Annotated in this window: 17 protein-coding genes; 4 read left to right on the top strand and 13 right to left on the bottom strand. The window is 69.4% G+C overall.

What is annotated here, in order from left to right:
• Positions 1–221 precede the first annotated feature (221 nt).
• Complete coding sequence (groL, locus tag AC3EO7_RS31465) at positions 222–1832, bottom strand: chaperonin GroEL (protein WP_431964226.1); 1611 nt, start codon at positions 1830–1832, stop codon at positions 222–224.
• A 179-nt stretch (positions 1833–2011) separates the two neighbouring features.
• Positions 2012–2314, bottom strand: coding sequence for a co-chaperone GroES (gene groES / locus AC3EO7_RS31470; RefSeq protein WP_014349218.1), 303 nt, complete (start codon positions 2312–2314; stop codon positions 2012–2014).
• A 662-nt stretch (positions 2315–2976) separates the two neighbouring features.
• On the opposite strand from groES, the gene AC3EO7_RS31475 reads away from it, so the two are divergent.
• Entirely contained in the window at positions 2977–4587 is a 1611-nt protein-coding gene (locus AC3EO7_RS31475; RefSeq protein WP_431964223.1) for a DUF7159 family protein, read from the top strand.
• A 104-nt stretch (positions 4588–4691) separates the two neighbouring features.
• On the opposite strand, the gene tsaD is transcribed toward AC3EO7_RS31475, so the two are convergent.
• From tsaD to AC3EO7_RS31510, 7 genes are all read right to left on the bottom strand, one after another.
• Complete coding sequence (gene tsaD, locus AC3EO7_RS31480; protein WP_431964221.1) at positions 4692–5735, bottom strand: tRNA (adenosine(37)-N6)-threonylcarbamoyltransferase complex transferase subunit TsaD; 1044 nt, start codon at positions 5733–5735, stop codon at positions 4692–4694.
• Positions 5732–6250 (bottom strand): ribosomal protein S18-alanine N-acetyltransferase, encoded by a 519-nt coding sequence (rimI, locus tag AC3EO7_RS31485; protein ID WP_435593212.1) that lies wholly within the window; start codon positions 6248–6250, stop codon positions 5732–5734. Before rimI ends, tsaD begins: the two co-directional genes overlap by 4 nt.
• The gene (gene tsaB / locus AC3EO7_RS31490) at positions 6250–6951 is read right to left on the bottom strand and encodes a tRNA (adenosine(37)-N6)-threonylcarbamoyltransferase complex dimerization subunit type 1 TsaB (RefSeq protein WP_435593191.1); all 702 of its coding nucleotides are present in this window, start codon (positions 6949–6951) and stop codon (positions 6250–6252) included. Before tsaB ends, rimI begins: the two co-directional genes overlap by 1 nt.
• Positions 6952–7051: 100 nt before the next feature.
• Positions 7052–7501 carry a tRNA (adenosine(37)-N6)-threonylcarbamoyltransferase complex ATPase subunit type 1 TsaE gene (gene tsaE, locus AC3EO7_RS31495; RefSeq protein WP_431964217.1) on the bottom strand — a complete coding sequence of 150 codons (450 nt, stop codon included), beginning with the start codon at positions 7499–7501 and terminating at the stop codon, positions 7052–7054.
• 106 nt (positions 7502–7607) lie between these two features.
• Positions 7608–8663 carry an alpha/beta fold hydrolase gene (locus AC3EO7_RS31500; protein ID WP_435593192.1) on the bottom strand — a complete coding sequence of 352 codons (1056 nt, stop codon included), beginning with the start codon at positions 8661–8663 and terminating at the stop codon, positions 7608–7610.
• Positions 8664–8783: 120 nt separating this feature from the next.
• Complete coding sequence (gene alr / locus AC3EO7_RS31505; RefSeq protein WP_435593193.1) at positions 8784–9941, bottom strand: alanine racemase; 1158 nt, start codon at positions 9939–9941, stop codon at positions 8784–8786.
• A gap of 396 nt (positions 9942–10337) precedes the next feature.
• Positions 10338–11777 carry an NAD(P)H-hydrate dehydratase gene (locus AC3EO7_RS31510; protein WP_435593194.1) on the bottom strand — a complete coding sequence of 480 codons (1440 nt, stop codon included), beginning with the start codon at positions 11775–11777 and terminating at the stop codon, positions 10338–10340.
• Positions 11778–11917: 140 nt separating this feature from the next.
• Between AC3EO7_RS31510 and AC3EO7_RS31515 the strand changes: the two genes are divergently transcribed.
• Complete coding sequence (locus AC3EO7_RS31515) at positions 11918–12337, top strand: cupredoxin domain-containing protein (RefSeq protein ID WP_435593195.1); 420 nt, start codon at positions 11918–11920, stop codon at positions 12335–12337.
• Positions 12338–12507: 170 nt separating this feature from the next.
• Complete coding sequence (locus AC3EO7_RS31520; protein WP_435593196.1) at positions 12508–12834, top strand: hypothetical protein; 327 nt, start codon at positions 12508–12510, stop codon at positions 12832–12834.
• Between the two features lie 257 nt (positions 12835–13091).
• Here the strand turns inward: AC3EO7_RS31520 and glmS are convergent, their stop codons facing one another.
• A complete protein-coding gene (glmS, locus tag AC3EO7_RS31525) occupies positions 13092–14972 on the bottom strand; it encodes a glutamine--fructose-6-phosphate transaminase (isomerizing) (RefSeq protein ID WP_435593197.1) in 1881 nt (626 codons plus the stop codon).
• A gap of 36 nt (positions 14973–15008) precedes the next feature.
• Here glmS and AC3EO7_RS31530 point away from each other — a divergent pair, with 36 nt between their 5' ends.
• Positions 15009–15869 carry a dienelactone hydrolase family protein gene (locus AC3EO7_RS31530; protein WP_435593198.1) on the top strand — a complete coding sequence of 287 codons (861 nt, stop codon included), beginning with the start codon at positions 15009–15011 and terminating at the stop codon, positions 15867–15869.
• Between the two features lie 61 nt (positions 15870–15930).
• Here AC3EO7_RS31530 and AC3EO7_RS31535 read toward each other — a convergent pair whose 3' ends face one another.
• The 3 genes from AC3EO7_RS31535 to AC3EO7_RS31545 all read right to left on the bottom strand — a co-directional run bounded on the left by AC3EO7_RS31535 (position 15931) and on the right by AC3EO7_RS31545 (position 18300).
• Entirely contained in the window at positions 15931–16296 is a 366-nt protein-coding gene (locus AC3EO7_RS31535; protein WP_435593199.1) for a hypothetical protein, read from the bottom strand.
• 65 nt (positions 16297–16361) lie between these two features.
• Positions 16362–17972: a hypothetical protein gene (locus AC3EO7_RS31540; RefSeq protein WP_435593200.1), complete on the bottom strand. Its 1611-nt coding sequence runs from the start codon at positions 17970–17972 to the stop codon at positions 16362–16364.
• A 16-nt stretch (positions 17973–17988) separates the two neighbouring features.
• The gene (locus tag AC3EO7_RS31545) at positions 17989–18300 is read right to left on the bottom strand and encodes a hypothetical protein (protein WP_431964197.1); all 312 of its coding nucleotides are present in this window, start codon (positions 18298–18300) and stop codon (positions 17989–17991) included.
• Positions 18301–18481 lie beyond the last annotated feature (181 nt).

Raw genomic sequence — 18481 nt, forward strand, 5'->3', positions numbered from 1 at the left:
CCCGCCGGAGCTTCCGCGCGCGACCGCGTCGTCTGCTGCGCCGAAGTCTCCGCACCGGGCCGCTTCCCGCGCGTCTCGCGTAGTCCCTTTTCCGCGCGATCGACCCGACGCCTGTCGCCTCTCACGATCCGCAGCGGGCTTGCCGAGCGGCGCACCGACCCCCACACGACGAAAAGGCCCCCGGATTCGAACATCCGGGGGCCTTTCACACGCTCGACGCGTCAGTGCGCGTGACCGTGATGACCGTGGTCGTGCGCCTCCTCGGCGGGCTTGTCGACCACGGCGCTCTCGGTGGTGAGCACCATACGGGCGACCGACGCGGCGTTGACCACCGCGGAACGGGTCACCTTGACCGGGTCGACCACGCCGTCGGTGAGCAGATCACCGTAGGTGAGGGTGGCGGCGTTGAAGCCTTCCTTACCCTCGGAGACCTTGCTGACCACGACGGCGCCGTCCAGGCCCGCGTTGGTGGCGATCCAGTACAGCGGCGCCTGCAGCGCCCGCCGCACCACCTCGACGCCGACGGCCTCGTCGCCGGACAGCGAGTCGCGCAGCTCGACGAGCTTGGCGCCCGCCTGCACCAGCGCGGTACCGCCGCCGGGGACGATGCCCTCCTCGACCGCGGCCTTGGCCGCGCTCACCGCGTCCTCGACGCGGTACTTGCGCTCCTTGAGCGCGGTCTCGGTGGCCGCGCCGACCTTGATCACCGCGACGCCGCCCGCCAGCTTGGCCAGGCGCTCTTCGAGCTTCTCGCGGTCCCAGTCGGAGTCGGTGGCCTCGATCTCGCGGCGCAGCTGCGTGCTGCGGGCGGCGATGTCCTCCGCGGTGCCCGCGCCGTCGATGATCGTGGTGTCGTCCTTGGTGACGACAACGCGCCGGGCCTTGCCGAGCACCTCCAGGCCGGCCTCGCGCAGGGTGACGCCGATGTCCGGGTTGACGACGGTGCCCGCGGTGACCACGGCCAGGTCGTCCAGGAACGCCTTGCGACGGTCACCGAAGAACGGCGCCTTCACCGCGACGGCCTTGAGGGTCTTGCGGATGGAGTTGACCACCAGGGTGGACAGCGCCTCGCCCTCGACGTCCTCGGCGATGATCAGCACGGCCTTGCCGCTCTCGGCGATCTTCTCCAGCAGCGGAAGGAGGTCGGGCAGGGAGCTGATCTTCTCGCGGTGCAGCAGCACCAGGGCGTCCTCGAGCACCGCCTGCTGGGTGTCGGCATCGGTGACGAAGTAGGGCGAGAGGTAGCCCTTGTCGAACTGCACGCCCTCGGTGACGACGAGTTCGGTCTCCAGCGTCGAGGACTCCTCGACGGTGACGACGCCGTCCTTGCCAACAGTGGTGAGTGCCTTGCCGACCATCTCGCCGAGCTGCTCGTCACGCGAGGACACGGTGGCGACCTGCGCGATGGCCTTCTCGCCGGAGACCGGGGTGGCCGCGGCAAGCAGCGCCTCGGAGACCGCCTCGGCGGCCTTGGCGATGCCCGCGCCGACCACGATCGGGTTGGCGCCCGCCGCGACGTTCTTCAGGCCGCCGCGCACCAGCGCCTGGGCCAGCACGGTCGCCGTGGTGGTGCCGTCGCCCGCGACGTCGTTGGTCTTGGTGGCGACGCTCTTGACCAGCTGCGCGCCCAGGTTCTCGAACGGATCCTCGAGGTCGATGTCGCGCGCGATGGTGACGCCGTCGTTGGTGACGGTGGGGCCGCCGAACGCCTTCGCGAGCACCACGTGGCGACCGCGCGGGCCGAGGGTGACCTTCACCGCGTCGGCGAGCTTGTCGACGCCGCGTTCCAGAGCCCGGCGAGCCTTCTCGTCGAACTCGATCTGCTTTGCCATAAGTCCTTTTCCTTGGATGCCTGGGCGGGTCCGGCCCGGTGGGGCCGTGCGAACCCGCCCGGTGGGCTGAAACGACGTTGCCCCGGCCCCGCTGGGAGGGGAACCGGGGCAACGTCGTTACGACTCGATCCCGGGCGTGGCCGGGAAGCGCGATCCGATCCGGACCGCGCCGAGCGCGGTCACTTGCTGACGACAGCCAGCACGTCGCGCGCGGAGAGGATCAGGTACTCCTCGCCCTGGTACTTGATCTCGGTGCCGCCGTACTTGCTGTAGATGACGGTGTCACCCTCCTGGACGTCCAGCGGGATGCGCTTCTCGCCGTCCTCGTCCCAGCGGCCGGGGCCGACGGCGACGACGGTGCCTTCCTGCGGCTTCTCCTTCGCCGTGTCCGGGATGACCAGGCCGGAGGCCGTCGTCGTCTCGGCCTCGTTGGCCTGGACGAGGATCTTGTCCTCGAGCGGCTTGATGTTCACGCTCGCCACGTTGAGCCCTCCACTTTCAGGGGATTTACGGTCGTCCGGAACTGTTGTCCCGGACCATCGGTTCGGTCACGGTGCTGACCCTGCGCATAGCCCCGTCGTCGCGGGTGCCGGGACCCCTGCTCAGTAGTCACAACTGCTGACACCCGGCGAATGCGGAGGGCGGACGGTTACCCGGCCGTCCACGTTCACCAGTGCCACTAGCACTCTATACACGAGAGTGCCAGCGCTCAAGGCCGGGCGGTGCCAATGCGCGTCGTAGTCCCACTTCGCGACCCGTCCCTGTTCCGATATGCACTCACCAGGGTTGGTTGCCCCACGGCCTCAGGGCTTTCCATTGGTTCGGGAAATCTGTAACGTTCGGATAACGGATTGTGACAGTATTGACGACGGTCGTTCTTCGGCCGCCGAGTTCATCACGAACCGGCGTCCGAGGGAGGCATCGAGCGTTACGAAAGAACCAGCACAGCGTCACAGATCCCGTTGCGCCACAGCTTCACCCAGAGGGCAAGTCCACACGTGATCCAAGGCCGGTTCTCGCGACCCACCCGGACGTCGGTCCGGCCGGATCCCGAGTTCGGATCGCTCGCCGACCACGCGACGGTCCGGAAGTCCATTCGAGATGGTCGGCGACAGGATGACCATCCGCTCGAAGGGAGGTGAACATGCGAACATCCCTCGGCATCTCCGCCGGGAACGAGGTCGTGTGCTCGGCGCTGGTCGCCACCGCGCCGAACGGCGCCCAAAGCTTCGACTACCGCGTCGTTTCCGCCGACGCGGCCCATTCCGACATCGGTGATCTGGTCGCGTCGTCCATCGACCTGATGACCACCCAGCTACCGAGTCAGCAAGTGCCGCACGACATCGCGTGGCCCACTCAGCCGGTCGGCGTCCGATTCGCAGGCACCGGCTCGGTCGGGCTGGAAGCGGCGGCGGGCAGGCCGCCGACCAGCGTCGCCGTCGCCTACCGCAGCAAGGAGCAGGCGCAGGTGATCCGTTCGGCCACCGGCAAACAGCGTGAGCTGGAGCTGGTCCCGGAAGGCACCGCCGCGCTCACCTTCCTGCGCCACACCGGGCTGCTCGACCGCTACGAGACGGTCGCCGTCGTCGACCTCGGCGCGACCGGTCTGAGCGTCACCGTCGCCGAGCAGGCCGACGGCACCGTGCTTCGCTCCGAACGCATCCACGCGATCAGCGGCAACGCGATCGACGACCTGATCTACCACCACCTGGTCGACCTCCACTACGCCCGGCGCGGCACCAGGCCGAACCGCCGCATGCTGACCAACCGCGGCCGCGCCGCCAAGGAACATCTCTCGGTTTCGCCCGCCGTCACCATCGACCACGTCGCGGGCAGGCCGCTCAAACTCACCAGGGCCGATTTCGAGGAACTGATCGGAGATCTGCTGCGCGACACCGCCTTGTTCACCGCGGCGGTGTTCGCGCGGGCGCCCAAGTCCCCGGAGGCGGTGGCGGTGATCGGCGGTGGCGCCAACATCCCCGCCGTCCTCGAGACCCTCGAACGCGCACTCGATGTGCCGGTGCTCACCGTCGACGATCCGGAGGCGGTCATCGCCAAGGGCGCCGCGCTGGTGGCCGACGCCGCACAGCCTTCCGGGTTCCCGGTGGCGGCCGGGATCGGCGGCGACGCGCCCGCGGGCACCTTCACCAAGGTCATCGGCACGCTCGCCGGAGCCATCGTGGTGGTCGGCCTGGTGGTCGGCTACGGCTTCAAGACCTTCGCGCCGACGTCGGACGAGGAGGTCTCGCCCGCGGGTACGACGAGTAGCGCGCAACTGCCGCCGACGTCGGTCACAGTGCCCCCGCAGACCGGCGCGGGGACTGTCACCTCCGGCGGCCGCGAGACCACCGAGGGGTCCACCGTCGCATCGCCGCCGCCGGGCACCCAGGAGGCCGGTCTGCCGTCGACCCGCACCGGCGCCGTGTTCACACCGACGCCGATCCCGACACCGGCGCCGATCCCATCGGCCCAGCCGACGCTGCGCCCCGACCCGAACCTCCCGCCGATCCCGTTCCCGGAACTGCTCGGCCCGCTGCTGAATCCCCCTGGTAACCCCCTCTTGCCCACGCAGCAGAACCGCGAGGAATACGGGCCGTCGACGAGCCCGGCGCCCCCTCCGGCGAGTGGGCCGCCCCAGGCGCCCGCACACACCAGGATTCCGATCCCGATGCCGCGCTCCAACTCGGGCTCCGCCGGGCAGGACACGACGAGCGCACTGCCGCTGCTCGAGGTCGAGTTCGCCCCGCACCGCTGAACGGCACGCTCGATCCGACCGAACGAATCACCCCCGGACGGAATGCCATTCGCTGGTAGACGATCCGATTCGGCCCGCAGGCAGCCAGATCGGCACCCGACGGCTCAGCCGATCTGGCTGACCGATACCGGCAACCCCGGATCGGTCGCGACGGTGAGGGGTGAGGGCTTCGCCCCGCCCGCGATGACATGCGCGCCGAGCGCGGCGATCATCACGCCGTTGTCGGTGCACAGCCGCGGTTTCGGCACCCGCAGCGTCAAACCCGCCGCGGCGCAGCGTTCTTCGGCCAGCGAGCGAATCCGCGAGTTGGCGGTGGCGCCACCGCCGAGCACCAGGGTGCCTGCACCCACGTCCTGGGCGGCGCGAATGGCCTTCATGGTCAGCACGTCGGCGACCGCCTCCTGGAAGGACGCGGCGATATCCGGGATCGGCAGGTCCTCGGGCGCGACACCGCTGCGCTGCGCGGCCTCCACGTAGCGGGCGACGGCGGTCTTGAGGCCGGAGAACGAGAAGTCGTAGCGCGGGTCGCGCGGCCCGGTCATGCCGCGCGGGAACGCGATCGCCTTCGGATCGCCGCTCGCGGCGGCCGCGTCCAGCGCGGGTCCGCCGGGGAAGCCGAGACCGAGCAGCCGGGCCACCTTGTCGAAGGCCTCCCCCGCCGCGTCGTCGACCGTGCTGCCCAGTTCGACGATGGGCTCGGCCAGATCGGTGACGTGCAGCAGATGGGTGTGCCCGCCGGACACCAGCAGCGCCACGCAGGGCGGCATCGGTCCGTGCTCCAACGTGTCCACCGCGACATGGCCGCCGAGATGGTTCAGCGCGTAGAACGGTACATCCCAGGCCGCCGCATAAGCTTTCGCGGCCGCGACGCCGACCAGCAGCGCTCCGGCCAGACCGGGGCCGATGGTGACCGCGAGCGCGTCGGGCTTGGCGATGCCCGCCGCCGACAGCGCCCGGCGCATAGCGGGCACGATCGCCTCCAGGTGCGCGCGCGAGGCGATCTCCGGCACCACGCCACCGAAGCGCGCGTGCTGGTCGACGCTGGAGGCGACCTCGTCGGCGAGCAGCTCACAGCTGCCGTCGGGGTTGCGGCGGACGATGCCGACTCCCGTTTCGTCGCAGGAGGACTCGATGCCCATGACGATCACGACAGCACCTCGTCGGGAAGCGGGAGCGCGGTCAGTTCCGGCCTGCGCATGGTGTAGGCGTCGGCGCCGCTGGGGTGGTAGTAGTTCTTGCGCAAGCCGATGATGTGGAATCCGTGCTTGGCATAGAGCGCGATGGCGGGCGCGTTGTCGGTGCGCACCTCCAGGAAAACCGGTCCGCCGCGCTTGCCCGCCTCCGCGAGCAGCGCCTCGAGCAGCAGAGTGCCGATGCCCCCGCGGTGGTAGTTCGGGTCGACGCCGATGGTGTGCACCTCGGCCTCGGGGTGTGCTGCGTCACCGAGCAGCGCCACGCCCGCGTATCCGACCATCCGCCCGTCCTCGTCGCGCGCGGTGATGTAGCGGTTGTGTCGTCCGGCGAGTTCCGAGCGGAAGGCGACCGCGTGCCACGGATCGTCCTCCGGGAACAGCAGTTGTTCGAGTTCGACGCAGCGCTCGATGTCGCCCATGTTCATCGGCTCGATGCGGAAGGCGGCGGTGCGTACTTCGTCGTCCACCATCACGCTCCCGTCCTGTCGAGGGTGCGGTAGGCGTTCTCCACCGCGTCCGGCCTGCGCAGGTAGAGCGGCACCAGCGGTTCCGGCACGGCGCGCGCGAGCAGCTCGGCGGCGGCGACGCGCACCAAGCCTGCGGGCGAGGGCGTCTCCACCGGCAGCACCGGAAGATCGAACAGGTCGACGTGCGAGGCGGAGCCCGCGACCGCCGCGGCCGAGTCGTGGTCGAGCGCGGCGGGCTTGACCACGTCCGGCCCCGCGACGCGCAGCCCGGCACGGTAGCGCGCCCAGTACACCTCGCGCCTGCGCGCGTCGGTCACGACGAGCAGCTCGCCGTCGGCGGTGAACTCGCCCTGAGCGAAGACGTCCGAGGCGATCGCGTCCAAGCTGCACACGCCGTACACCGGGACGTCGAGGGCGTCACCGAAGGCGGCCGCGGTCGCCATGCCGACCCGCAAGCCGGTGAACGGGCCGGGCCCGATACCGGCGACGACCGCGGCGATATCGGTCCTGGAACGGCCTGCCTCGGTGAGGCATTCGAGGATCTGCGGGGTCAGCACCTCGGCGTGGGCGCGGGCATCGACCCGGACCCGCGAGGCGACGGTGCGCAGCTCGGCCGCGGTGACCGCATCGGGCGCGGCCTGCTCCAGTTCCACCAATCCCGCTGTAACGGCGGGTGTCGCGGTGTCGACAGCTAGTACAAGCATGATTGGCCCAACGATACCGGGTGGTACCTCGCCGCGGCGCGGAGCTACCGGGTAGCTAAACCCGGCGGCCGATCCGCCCGGCGCCCACTGTGACCTGCGTCTACTCGACCCACTCCCAGACCGCTGTTCGCACATCGGATTCCGGTTCCCTGGTCAGCAGGACGCGCAGGTGCCGCTCGGCCAGGTGCTCGACGACCCCGAGGCCCCACTCCACGACGACCACCGCCTCGTGCAGGTCGGTGTCGAGGTCGAGGGCGTCGAGCGCGTCCAGATCGCCGCCGAGCCGGTAGGCGTCCACGTGCACCATGGGCACCGGCGCGGCGCCGACGCGCAGGCCCGCGCGGTGCTGCCTGGCGATGATGAAGGTGGGCGAGCTCACTCGGCCCTGCACGCCGAGGCCGGCGGCGATGCCGCGCGTCAATGCTGTCTTGCCCGCGCCGAGCGGACCGTCGAGCACCACGAGGTCGCCCGCGCCGAGTTCGCCTGCCAGTTCGCGGCCCAGCGCCTCGGTGTCCTCCACGGTCGGCAGCGTTCGCCGTTGCTGCGTCACCGCCGCCCTCCGATCCGTTCTCGCCTTGCCGCTGATCCGGGTCGAGCGTACCGGCGCGGGTCGGCCCGGCCGCGATCAGCTTCGGGGTCGCCGGGACGGGCCTCGCTCACCCTGCCGAGGCCGCGTCGGCTTCGTCGGCCTCGTCGGCGCGGAAGAACCCGGCGCGCACCAGCAGCCGGTGCAGCGCGTAGTTGACGGTGTCGGGGAACTGCAGATGCGGCATGTGGGCGGCATCGGCGAGGCGGACCAGTTCGCTGTTGGGCAGCTCACGGGCGAGGGCGCGCGAGTTACGGAACGGGATGACCAGGTCGTGCGCGCCGCCGAGCACCAGCACCGGAAGTCCGGCCAGCGTCGGCAGGGCGGCCGATTCGTCGTGCAGCTCAATGGCTTTCAGGAACTTGACGATCGTCTCCACCGGGGTGTCGTCGATCATCAGCGTGGTGAACCTGGACAGCGTCGGGCTGACCGGTCCGCGGAACGAGCTGACGTGCAGGATCGGCGTGATCAGGTGCCGCACCGTGGATCGACCGGCCTGCACCAGCGCGGGCGCGGTGTGCACCGCGAGCCGGAAGCCGTCGATCGCCGGATTGCGCAGCAGCTGGGTGATGCCCGCCCCGGTGACCTCGGCGGCCGCCGTGGAGAGCAGCGCGATCGCGATCACCCGGCGCGCGAACAGCTCGGGGAACTGGGCCGCCGCGGCGAGCACGGCCATACCGCCGAGCGAGTGACCCACCAGCGCGACCGGTCCGGTGGGTGCGCTCGCCTCGATGACGGCGGCCACGTCGCGGCCGAGCTGCGCCACGGTGCAGCTCTCGGTGGCAGGCGTGCCGGAGCGCCCGTGTCCGCGCAGGTCGAAGAACACCAGGCGGGCCTGCGCGCCCCAGCGCTTCTCCAGATCGCGTCGCTGGAAGTGGAAGGACTCCATGCTGTTGCAGAAACCGTGCACGAAGACGACGGTGAGCGGCGCGTCGGCCGGACCGCATTCGCTGGTGGCGAGCCGGACGCCGTCCTCGGCGATCACCGCGCCCGCGCCGTCCTCTGTCATGAGCGCGAAGTTCTCGTCGCGGTACTCGTCGCGGCGCGCGGGCCAGAGCACCTTCGCGCCCGCGCGGCGTAGCGCGTGCGCGCCCGCGAGCGCGCCGACCATACCGGCGGTCGCCATCCCACCGCGCCAGACGGTCGAGTGATTGTTGTTGCCCCGCACTACTTTCGGACGTCGCGATCGCATCGAGAACCCCTCACCTGTCAGCGGCACACACGTCGACGAGTCCAGCACACGGTGTCAGCGCGGGCAAGCCGGATCCGCTCCGATATGACGTCGCGCGACCCGTCCGCGCGGTGAGCACACGATCTCGTAGTGGATGGTGCCGAGCAGGTCCGCCCAGTCCTGCGCGCCCGGCTCGTCCACACCGCCGCCGAAGAGGATCGCGGTGTCGCCCTCCGCCACACCCGCGGCGTTGTCGCCCAGGTCGACGACGAACTGGTCCATGCACACCCGCCCGACGTTGGGGCGTCGCATGCCGCCGAGCCACACCTCGAAGCGGCCGCTCAGCGGGCGGAACACGCCGTCGGCGTACCCGGCGGGGACGAGGGCGACGGTGGTGTCGTGCGGGGCGATCCACTGGTGCCCGTACGAGACGCCCTCGCCTGCGGCCACCCGTTTCACGAGCGCGACTTTGGCTTGGAACGTCATCGCGGGGCGCAGCCCGAAATCGCCCATCTCGGGGACCGGGCTGAGGCCGTACACCGCGATGCCCGGGCGGACCATGTCGAAGGCCAGGTCGGGCCGGGTGACGGCGGCGGCGGAGTTGGCCAGGTGCGCGACCTCGGGCGGCAGACCGTGCCGCTCTGCCTCGGCGATGGCCTCGACGAACCGGTCGCGCTGCACGTCGAGGAACGGGTGGTCGGGCTCGTCGGCGTGCGCCAGGTGGGAGAAGATCGCGCGGAAGCGCACGACGCCCTCCGCCACCAGGTCGCGCAGCGCGGCGAGGACCCGCGGGTATTCGTCCGGGGCGATGCCGTTGCGGTTCAACCCGGTGTCGACCTTGAGGGTGACCGTCGCGGTCCGGCCCACCCGCCGGGCCGCCGCCTCGACCGACCGCAGATGCGCCAGCGAGGAGATGCCGATCTCGATGTCGTCCGCGATCGCGGCGGCGTAGTCGGAGCCGGAGTTGTTGAGCCAGCACAGAATCGGCGCGTCGATCCCGGCCGCCCGCAATTGCAGCGCCTCCGGAATCGTGGTCGTGCCGAGCTCACGAGCTCCCGCCGCCAACGCGGTCCGCGCGACGTCCGCCGCGCCGTGGTTGTAGCCGTCGGCCTTCACCACCACCATCACCGCCGCGTCTCCCGCGTACTCACGCAGGACCCGCACATTGTGGGCAATGGCATCAAGATCGACGACCGTCTCCACTTGCGCACTCACAGCTGCCGATCCTGCCATTCCCGGGATCTGCGTCGCGAGGGAGTACCGATACCGCAGGTCATCGAGGTGTACCGGACGTCGGCGGCCCGGGCCCGAACACGGCGTCGGAGCCCTTTCGGACGGGTCGAGCGCGGCCGGAGAAGTGAAACATTGGCGTCCATCGGGACGGCATTCGCCCTCGTCAAAGCCGCTGTCGAGCACAGCCAACCTCCGGCAATCGCGAGGCGTCGCTACGCGCCTGTACCCAGCGCATCCGCGAAATGAAGGGGACCGCTGGTCGATCGTTCTGCGGCCCCAGCGAGCGACAACCGCTCGATCAGCTTCGGGCCGGGATCGACCCTCGATGACGGAGGAGCGAGCTCGACGGGACACCCGGGTCGGCGAACGCCGCGGCCGAGTGGGCAACCGGCGGCTTCAGTCGCTCAACGAACGCAGAGTGCGGATCGCCGCTCGGAGGTGGTTCAGAAGCGGGGTCGCCGAAGTGGGAGCGGCGGTCGGGTGATTCTCGTGGGCGGCGAGGTTGGCGGCCAGAGCATGCGCACGGGCGGCGGCCGCGGCGGACCAAGCGGGGTCGCGCCCTGCCGCGAGCAGGGCGCCGATGACGCCGGAGAGGACGTCGCCCGCGCCTGCGGTAGCCGCCCAGGAACCGCCCGCCTCGTTGACGAGCACCGGATGTCCCGGTGCGGCGACGAGGGTGGCCCGGCCCTTGAGGAGAACGGTGACCTGCCACTTCTCGGCGAGGTCGCGGACCGCTCCGACGCGATCCGCGCCCACCTCCTGCCCGGTCAGGCGGGCGAATTCCCCGGCGTGCGGCGTCAGCACCGTCGGCGCGGTGCGGCTGCGCACCAGTTCGGGTGCGGCGGCGAGCAGGGTCAGCCCGTCGGCGTCCACCACCACCGGCAGGTCGGTGGCGAGGATCTCCTCGAGCCGTTCGTACGCGTCCGCGTCCGTGCCCGCCCCCGGGCCGAACACCCAGGACTGCACCCGCCCGGTGTCGGAGACGCTCTGCGCCGCAATCACTTCCGGAAAGTGCGCGAGCACCTGCGCCGATCCGGTACCCGCGTAGCGCACCATGCCGGAGGTCGCTGCCACCGCACCGCCCGTGCACAACACGGCCGCACCGGGATAGGTCGCGCTGCCCGCGCAGATTCCGGTGACGCCCTGGGTGTACTTGTCGTCGGCCGGTCCGGGCACCGGCCACCGCGCGCCGATCCACGCCGGTTCGAGGGCTGCGAGATCGGGCTCGGGGAGCCGCAACCCGATGGGCACCAACTCGATCCGCCCACACCACGGCGCGGCCAGCGCGTGCACCGGCTTGTACGCGCCGAAGGCGACCGTCACCGCCGCGCGCACGGCGGGCCCGGTCACCGCGCCGGTGTCCGGGTCGACTCCGCTCGGCAGGTCCGCCGCCACGATCGGAACATCCACCCCCGCAACGAGTTCCGCGGCGCGCGGCCGCAGCGATCCGCGCCCGGAGATGCCGACGATGCCGTCCACGACCAGATCGGGCTCGCCGAGCTCCTCGCGCACCCGGCCGCCCGAGGCACGCAGCGCGGCAAGCCCTTTCGTGTGCGCGCGAGCGGGATCGAGCAGCACGGCCGTCACCGCCACGCCCCTTCGGCGCAGCTTCGTACCCGCCCACAGGGCGTCACCACCGTTGTCGCCGGAACCGACCAGCAGCGTCACGGCCCGTCCGGCGACGCCGCCCGTGCGCGCTCGAAGCTCACCGGCGACGACCGTCGCCAAGCCGTGCGCCGCGCGCTGCATGGGCACACCCTCGGGCACCCTGGTGAACAGTTCGGCCTCGGCCGCGCGCACTTCGTCGGCGGTGAAATAGCCCCGTTGAACGGACATCGGCGCCTCCACTGGTTCGGAACCTGCGTGCCGCGAGCCTGCCGCCCGCATGTCCGGACACTACCGCCATGCACCGCGAAATCCGCCGTGCCGCAAGCCCCGGCGGTTCCCCGTCCACCCGGCGACTAGGCTCGGACATCATGTCGATGGTCAGCCGCGCCAAGCCCGCTCCGTTCGTCCCCGCCTTCGCCGTGGCGGCGACGCTTGTACTGGCAGGCTGCGGCTCCGACGATTCCGCCACCGCGCCCACCACCACCGCGAAGGCCACGTCGGCGACCGCCGTCCCGACCGGCGAACGCAAGGCGGCCGCCGTCACCGTCGACGTGGACGACATGAAGTTCTCCCCCGAGAACGTCACGATTGGCATCGGCGACACCGTCACCTGGAAGTTCTCCGACAAGGCGCCGCACGCCGTGCAGGGCATCGGCGACAAGGCCATGGGCATCAACAGCCCGATCTTCGACAAGGGCGAGTGGAGCTACACCTTCACCCAGGCGGGCACCTACCGCTACCTGTGCACCCTGCACCCGGAGATGCGCGGCACCGTCACCGTGCAGTAGTTCCGGTCACACCGGCCGATACGCCCTGGTCCGCGCACCGCGCGCGGACGAGGTGTTCAGCGCCTCGACGGCCGCGACGAGCAGCGCGAATTCGGGGTCGGCCGGCGGTCCTCGCGCTGTTCACGCTCACCGCGCACAGCAAGCCCGCCGCCGCCGTCACCGTCGTGCTCGTGTTCGTGTTCGTGTTCGCCACCGTCCCGCCGCCGCAGAAACGGGTTCTCGATCAGGCCGCGGGCGCCCCCACCCTCGCCTCCGCGGTGAACATCGGCGCCTTCAACCTCGGCAACGCGCTTTCGGCCCTGCTCGGCGGGCTGGTCATCGCCGCGGGCTACGGGCGCGGGCTACGGGTATGCCGCACCCAACTGGATCAGGACGGCGCGGCGGTCAGCGCGCTGGGGTTGGGCGGTGGTGTCGGGTGCGCTGGAGCGTGGAAGCGCTCGGGATGCCGACGATGTCGAGCGGGAACCCATCGCCAGTCGCGGGTGATGCGTGCGTAGAACGGGCCTCGGAGTGTCACTACTCCGAGGCCCGTCGGCGTTTGCCGCCGAGTCCGGTTGCGACAGCACGGATCCAGGTTCCGCGGCGTGCCCGCACTCTGCCGGCTGGGCGGCTCAGCCGAAGGTGATCAAGGTGCCGCGCGGCTGGGTTGGTCGTCCGCCGCGGCCGTCGTCTCGGCCGAAAGTGGCCAACGGGCCGGACGGCTTGTGGCTCGGTCGTTCGCGGCGGCAGCCGGGAGGACACGCCCGGCCGAGGTCTATTCGACCGTGACCGATTTCGCCAGGTTCCGCGGCTTGTCGACGTCGTAGCCGCGGGCCTGCGCCACCTCGGCGGCGAAGATCTGCAACGGGACGGTCGAGAGCAGCGGCTGAAAGAGAGTGGGCGCCGAGGGGATTTCGATCAGGTCGTCGGCGAACGGGCGCACCGTGTCGTCGCCCTCCTCCGCGATCACGATCGTCCGCGCGCCGCGCGCCTGGATCTCGCGGATATTGCTCAGCAGCTTGGAGTGCAGCACCGCGCGACCCTTCGGCGAGGGCATCACCACGATCACCGGCAGTCCGTCCTCGATCAGCGCGATCGGGCCGTGCTTGAGCTCACCGGCGGCGAAGCCCTCGGCGTGCATGTACGCGAGCTCCTTGAGCTTGAGCGCACCCTCCAGCGCCACCGGGTACCCCACGTGGCGGCCGAGGAACAGCACGGTCGGCACGTGCGCCAGCTCCCTGGCGATCGCCCGCACCTGCGGCGCCGTCTCCAGCACCTGCTCGACCAGCTTCGGCATGGCCTCCAGCTCGTTGAACTCGCGCGCCACCTCGTCGGGGTACTTGGTGCCGCGCGCCTGCGCCAGCGCCAGACCCACCAGGTAGTTCGCCGCCACTTGCGCCAGGAACGCCTTGGTGGAGGCGACGCCGATCTCCGGACCGGTGCGGGTGTAGAGGACCGCGTCGGACTCGCGCGGGATCTGCGCGCCGTTGGTGTTGCAGATGGCGAGCACGCGCGCCTTCTGCTCCTTGGCGTGTCGCACCGCCTCCAGCGTGTCGGCGGTCTCACCGGACTGCGAGATCGCCACCACCAGCGTCGACCGGTCCAGGACCGGGTCGCGGTAGCGGAACTCGCTGGCCAGCTCCACTTCGACGGGCAGGCGCGTCCAATGCTCGATCGCGTACTTGGCCAGCAGGCCCGCGTGATACGAACTGCCGCACGCGACCACGAAGACCTTGTCGAACTCGCGCAGCTCCTGATCGGCGAGCCGCTGCTCGTCCAGCACGATCCGGCCGCCGGACTCGTCGGTGGTGAAATGCCCGATCAGGGTGTCGGCGACGGCGGTCGGCTGCTCCTCGATCTCCTTGAGCATGAAGTAATCGTGGCCGCCCTTCTCGGCGGCCGCCAGATCCCAGTCGATGGTGAACGGGCGGGTGCGCACCCCGTCCTCGACGCCGGCGAAGTCGGTGACCCGGTAGCTGTCGGAGGTGATCACCACGGCCTGATCCTGGCCGAGCTCGACCGCCTCGCGGGTGTGCTCGATGAACGCGGTGACGTCCGAGGCGATGAACATCTCGCCCTTGCCGACGCCGACTACCAGCGGGGTGTTGCGGCGCGCCGCGACGATCACGTCCGGGTGATCGGCGTGGGTGAAGACCAGCGTGAACGCGCCCTCCAAGCGGCGAAGCACGGCCAGCGCGCTGGCCGGGAAATCGCCCGCGGTCGGACCGTCGGCGTACGCATGGGCCACCAGGTGCACCGCGACCTCGGTGTCGGTGTCGCTGCGCAGCTCGACCCCGGCGTCCTCCAGCTCGCGCCGCAGCGGCGCGAAGTTCTCGATGATGCCGTTGTGCACCACGGCGACCTTGCCGGTGACATCCCGGTGCGGGTGCGCGTTGCGGTCGGTCGGCGCGCCGTGCGTGGCCCAGCGCGTGTGACCCATACCGGTGGTGCCCGCGAAGCTCACGGCCCCGGCTTCGGCCAGCTCGGCCTCCAGATTGGCCAGCCTGCCCGCCTTGCGCTCCACCGCGAGAGCGCCCTGTCCGTCCAGGATTGCGACGCCCGCGGAGTCGTACCCGCGATATTCCATGCGGCGCAATGCGTCAACGACGACGCCGAGCGCGTCCCGGTATCCGACGTAGCCAACGATTCCGCACATGGCTCCCCAGAGTACTTATCGGTTAACGTTCACGTCGTGTCGGCGTCTGTGAAATCGCTACTGAGCACCCTGACCAGCCGCGGCCCGCACCGGGTGCTGCGGGGAAATCTGGCCATCGCGGGCCAGCCCGGGGTCGTCTATACGCCCGAAAGCGGACTCGGTCTACCAGCCGTTGCGTTCGGACACGGCTGGCTCACCGGCGTCGGCAACTATCGCGATTTGCTCCAACACCTCGCGTCCTGGGGTTTCGTTGTCGCCGCTCCCGACACCGAGCGCGGACCGATTCCGTCACATCTCGGCCTCGCGACCGACTTGCTCACCAGCCTCGACATTTGCACCGGCGTCCGCCTCGGCGACGGCGAAATCAGCGTGCACCCCGACAAGCTCGCCCTGGTCGGGCACGGCATGGGTGCGGGCGCCGCCGTCATCGCCGCGGCGCAGCGCAAGGTCGCCGCCTTCGCCGCCCTCTACCCCGCGCCGACCGCTCCCGCAGCGGAAACCCTCGCCCCCGACCTCGACATCCCCGCGCTCGTCGTGGCGGGCGCCACCGACGTCTCCTCCGTCAGCTCCAACGCGTTCCCGCTCACCGCCGCGTGGGGCGGCGACGCGCTCCTGCGGACAGTCGACGGCGCCTCGCACAACGGCATCATCGAGGGCCGCCGCGCCCTGGCCGCCCTCGGCGCGGGCAAGCACGAAGCCAAAACCGCTCGCACCACCCGCGCGCTCCTCGTCGGCTACCTCAGCTACACCCTCCTCGGCGACAAGACCTACAAGCCCTTCGCCGACCCGGAAACCGTCATCCCCCACACCCACCTTGTCGACCCGAACGCGCCGCAGGAAGAAGAGGAACGGCCGAAGCTCTCCATCGGCACCCTCGCCCACTTGCTGCGGAAGTAAGAGGAGAGCGCCGCCCGCTCGAACGCAGGCGGCGCTCCCGGCCTTCAGACGCTCCCCGCCCTCAGATCAACCAGCTCTTCCGTCGGTAGTACTCCGACTCGGGATCGTCGTCCTCGTCGATCGGCGTGACGACGTCCTTCGATTTGCGTGCCGCGATGGACCTTGCGATCGCCTCCCGCTGCTCGCGCGCCTCGGCCGCTAGCCGCTCCTGTTCGGCCCTGGCCTCGACCTCTTGCCGTTCCTTCTCCTCGGCCTCGGCTTGGGCCTTGGCGATTTCTTCGCCGTGCTCTTCCCAGAACTCCCGCATCGCCGCCGCGGACTGCTCCGCGAGTTCGCGGCTCTTGTCGGCCGTCCTCCGGTTTATCTCGATCAAATCTTCTGAGATCGCTGCGGATATCCGGCGGCACTCGTCACCGATCCGCTCCATCTCCTGGGCGTAATTCACCATGGCTGCACTCCTAGCCGATCCCGATCATGCTGCGCGAGCCGGAATCACAATGGTCCCGCCTCGGCCAGCTGCGCACCGCTGTCGAACGGCTCTTCCGGTTCTGTGGTGTCCTCTTCGATGACAGGCGCCGGAATGGGCTCCGGCTTGTACTCGCCGTCCTCTTCCCGCTTGGTACCCGGCGGAACCGGCGTGGACCCACCGGGATTGCCGGTACCGCCCTCCGGATTCTGACCACCGTCGGCGGGCTTCTCCTCCCCGGGAGGAGGAGTCTCGTCCTCGCCAGGCTTCTGCTCGGTATCGGTGATGACCGGATTGCCGTTCTCGTCGAACTTCATGCCGTATTCGTGCGATGTGCCATCGGGATCGGTGGCGACCAGCTTCAACTGTCCGTCCGGTCCCATTTCGACCGTCACATGCTTTCCCGCGAGATCGAACTCGGCCTTCGCCTTGTCGTCCTTGTTCTCCTCGTCCGTCTTGGCGTCGTCTTCCGTCGGTGTGGTAGCCGCTTCCAACTGTTCCAACGCCGTGTCGACGCCGTCTTGAATGACACCGCTCAGCGCGCTGAGACCCGAGCTCAACCCCGTGGCAATGGTGCTCGCCGCCGAAGACAGCGACTCGGCCAAGCTCGCGAGACCCTCCAACGACGCCGATTGCGTCGAGTCGTCGTCATCGTCGTCGGTCGTCGTGTCATCCGGCGTGGTGCTCGGACCAGGGTTGTTGCTGGGTCCAGGGCTAGGACCGGGGCTCGGGCCTGGATTGTTATTGCCTGGTGCGGGATTGGATGTCTTGGGTGTCCCGGCGGGCCGGGGATACGGCTCCTCGGAGATTTTCTTCACCGCGGTGATGATCAGATCGTAAGCTTCCGTGACCTTGGTATCCGTCTTGTCACAGGCTTCGATGAATTTCGTTGTCTTCGAGGCATAATCCGGCTTGAAGACATTGTCCAGCCAGTGCTGACATCTGTCTTTGATCATCTGCTCGTAGGGCGAGCCCGGGAATATCACGCCACCCATGAAATTGTTTGTGACCCATCCTGTGAAGCCGTCTTTGGCCCCTTCCAGCATGTCGGGGAAGATACGGACGACCTTATTGGCCTCACTGTCCCCGGACCAAGTGTTAGTCCACGACACGCCCCCCGCTCCCGAGATGATCGCGTCTACATCCTCCGGCGTTTTGCCGTCGATCTTTACATGTTCGCCATTCTCCAAAATCTGGAGAACCTGGTCCGACTTGATTTTGACGGCCAAACGAAGGCTCTGCGGAGCCTTTTCGAAAGCCCCGAGGATTTCCTGGGCGATCTTGGCATCTGCGTCGGCCAGCCTGAGCTGAGTGGACATCATGTTCAGCGCCGCGGTCGCCGCGTCACCCTGCCAGGCCTGCGAAATGCTCTCCGAGGTCTTCGATTGCGCACCGTACTGCTCTTGCATCGCCTTGACGACCTCTTTCAAGGCGTCGACCGTATTCGTGAGCTTGTCCTCGTTCAGCCCGTTCTGCTCGTAGTACCGCTTGTGCAGGTCTTCGTAGCTCTTCAGGCTGCTGGGCAAGTCACCGAAGGCTCGTTTGTAGCGCGGCTCGAAGTTTTCGAAGTACAGCAGCATCTTCGATCCGTAGTCCAGCAGCTGCGCGATAGTGCTGGAGACGGGCGCATCAGTCATTCTTCGGTCCCCCAGGTCACTTGGTGTTCAGTTCGCTGGCACGCTGTTCGTCCACAGTGGAGTAGCTGACCACCGCGGCGCCGATCACGTCCGCGGTGGCGCCGCTCGCGTTCGACCAGTCGTCGATGCGTTGCCGCAGCGCTTCGAGCCCGCTCTGAATGTCCTTGCCTTTGCTCTGGTACTTCGTTCCGGCGTCGCCCGGCCCGAAGAGGTTGTCGCTGATCTTCTTGATCTGATTCTTGACGACGTCGGTCGACGCCTGAAGCTCGTTGCTCAACTTGCCGAGCTCACCGGTCTTCACACCAAGCGTGCTGCTCGAGTCGGTCATCAGTACGGGGCCCCTCCGTAGTCGCTTCGTCCGATCCCCAGCTCGGAACCCTAGGGAGCCTAGGCACGCCGAGAATCGCCTTACTTTCTTCGACGCGCTTGGGCGTTGCTCGGTTCCGTCGGATCTCTAGCACTGCGCCGCAGTCGTACAGAGAACTTACTGGGCGCCGGAACGAGGCTCA

This window comes from Nocardia sp. bgisy118, from assembly GCF_057708605.1.

Bases quoted from the DNA above. Each gene is read 5' to 3' on its own strand.
- AC3EO7_RS31515 (WP_435593195.1), top strand. From the start codon at position 11,918: ATGTCGATGGTCAGCCGCGCCAAGCCCGCTCCGTTCGTCCCCGCCTTC.
- AC3EO7_RS31540 (WP_435593200.1), bottom strand. From the start codon at position 17,972: ATGACTGATGCGCCCGTCTCCAGCACTATCGCGCAGCTGCTGGACTAC.
- alr (WP_435593193.1), bottom strand. From the start codon at position 9,941: ATGGCAGGATCGGCAGCTGTGAGTGCGCAAGTGGAGACGGTCGTCGAT.
- AC3EO7_RS31475 (WP_431964223.1), top strand. From the start codon at position 2,977: ATGCGAACATCCCTCGGCATCTCCGCCGGGAACGAGGTCGTGTGCTCG.
- groL (WP_431964226.1), bottom strand. From the start codon at position 1,832: ATGGCAAAGCAGATCGAGTTCGACGAGAAGGCTCGCCGGGCTCTGGAA.
- rimI (WP_435593212.1), bottom strand. From the start codon at position 6,250: ATGGTGGACGACGAAGTACGCACCGCCGCCTTCCGCATCGAGCCGATG.
- AC3EO7_RS31545 (WP_431964197.1), bottom strand. From the start codon at position 18,300: ATGACCGACTCGAGCAGCACGCTTGGTGTGAAGACCGGTGAGCTCGGC.
- tsaB (WP_435593191.1), bottom strand. From the start codon at position 6,951: ATGCTTGTACTAGCTGTCGACACCGCGACACCCGCCGTTACAGCGGGA.
- AC3EO7_RS31535 (WP_435593199.1), bottom strand. From the start codon at position 16,296: ATGGAGCGGATCGGTGACGAGTGCCGCCGGATATCCGCAGCGATCTCA.
- glmS (WP_435593197.1), bottom strand. From the start codon at position 14,972: ATGTGCGGAATCGTTGGCTACGTCGGATACCGGGACGCGCTCGGCGTC.
- AC3EO7_RS31500 (WP_435593192.1), bottom strand. From the start codon at position 8,663: ATGGCGACCGCCGGTATGGTCGGCGCGCTCGCGGGCGCGCACGCGCTA.
- AC3EO7_RS31510 (WP_435593194.1), bottom strand. From the start codon at position 11,777: ATGTCCGTTCAACGGGGCTATTTCACCGCCGACGAAGTGCGCGCGGCC.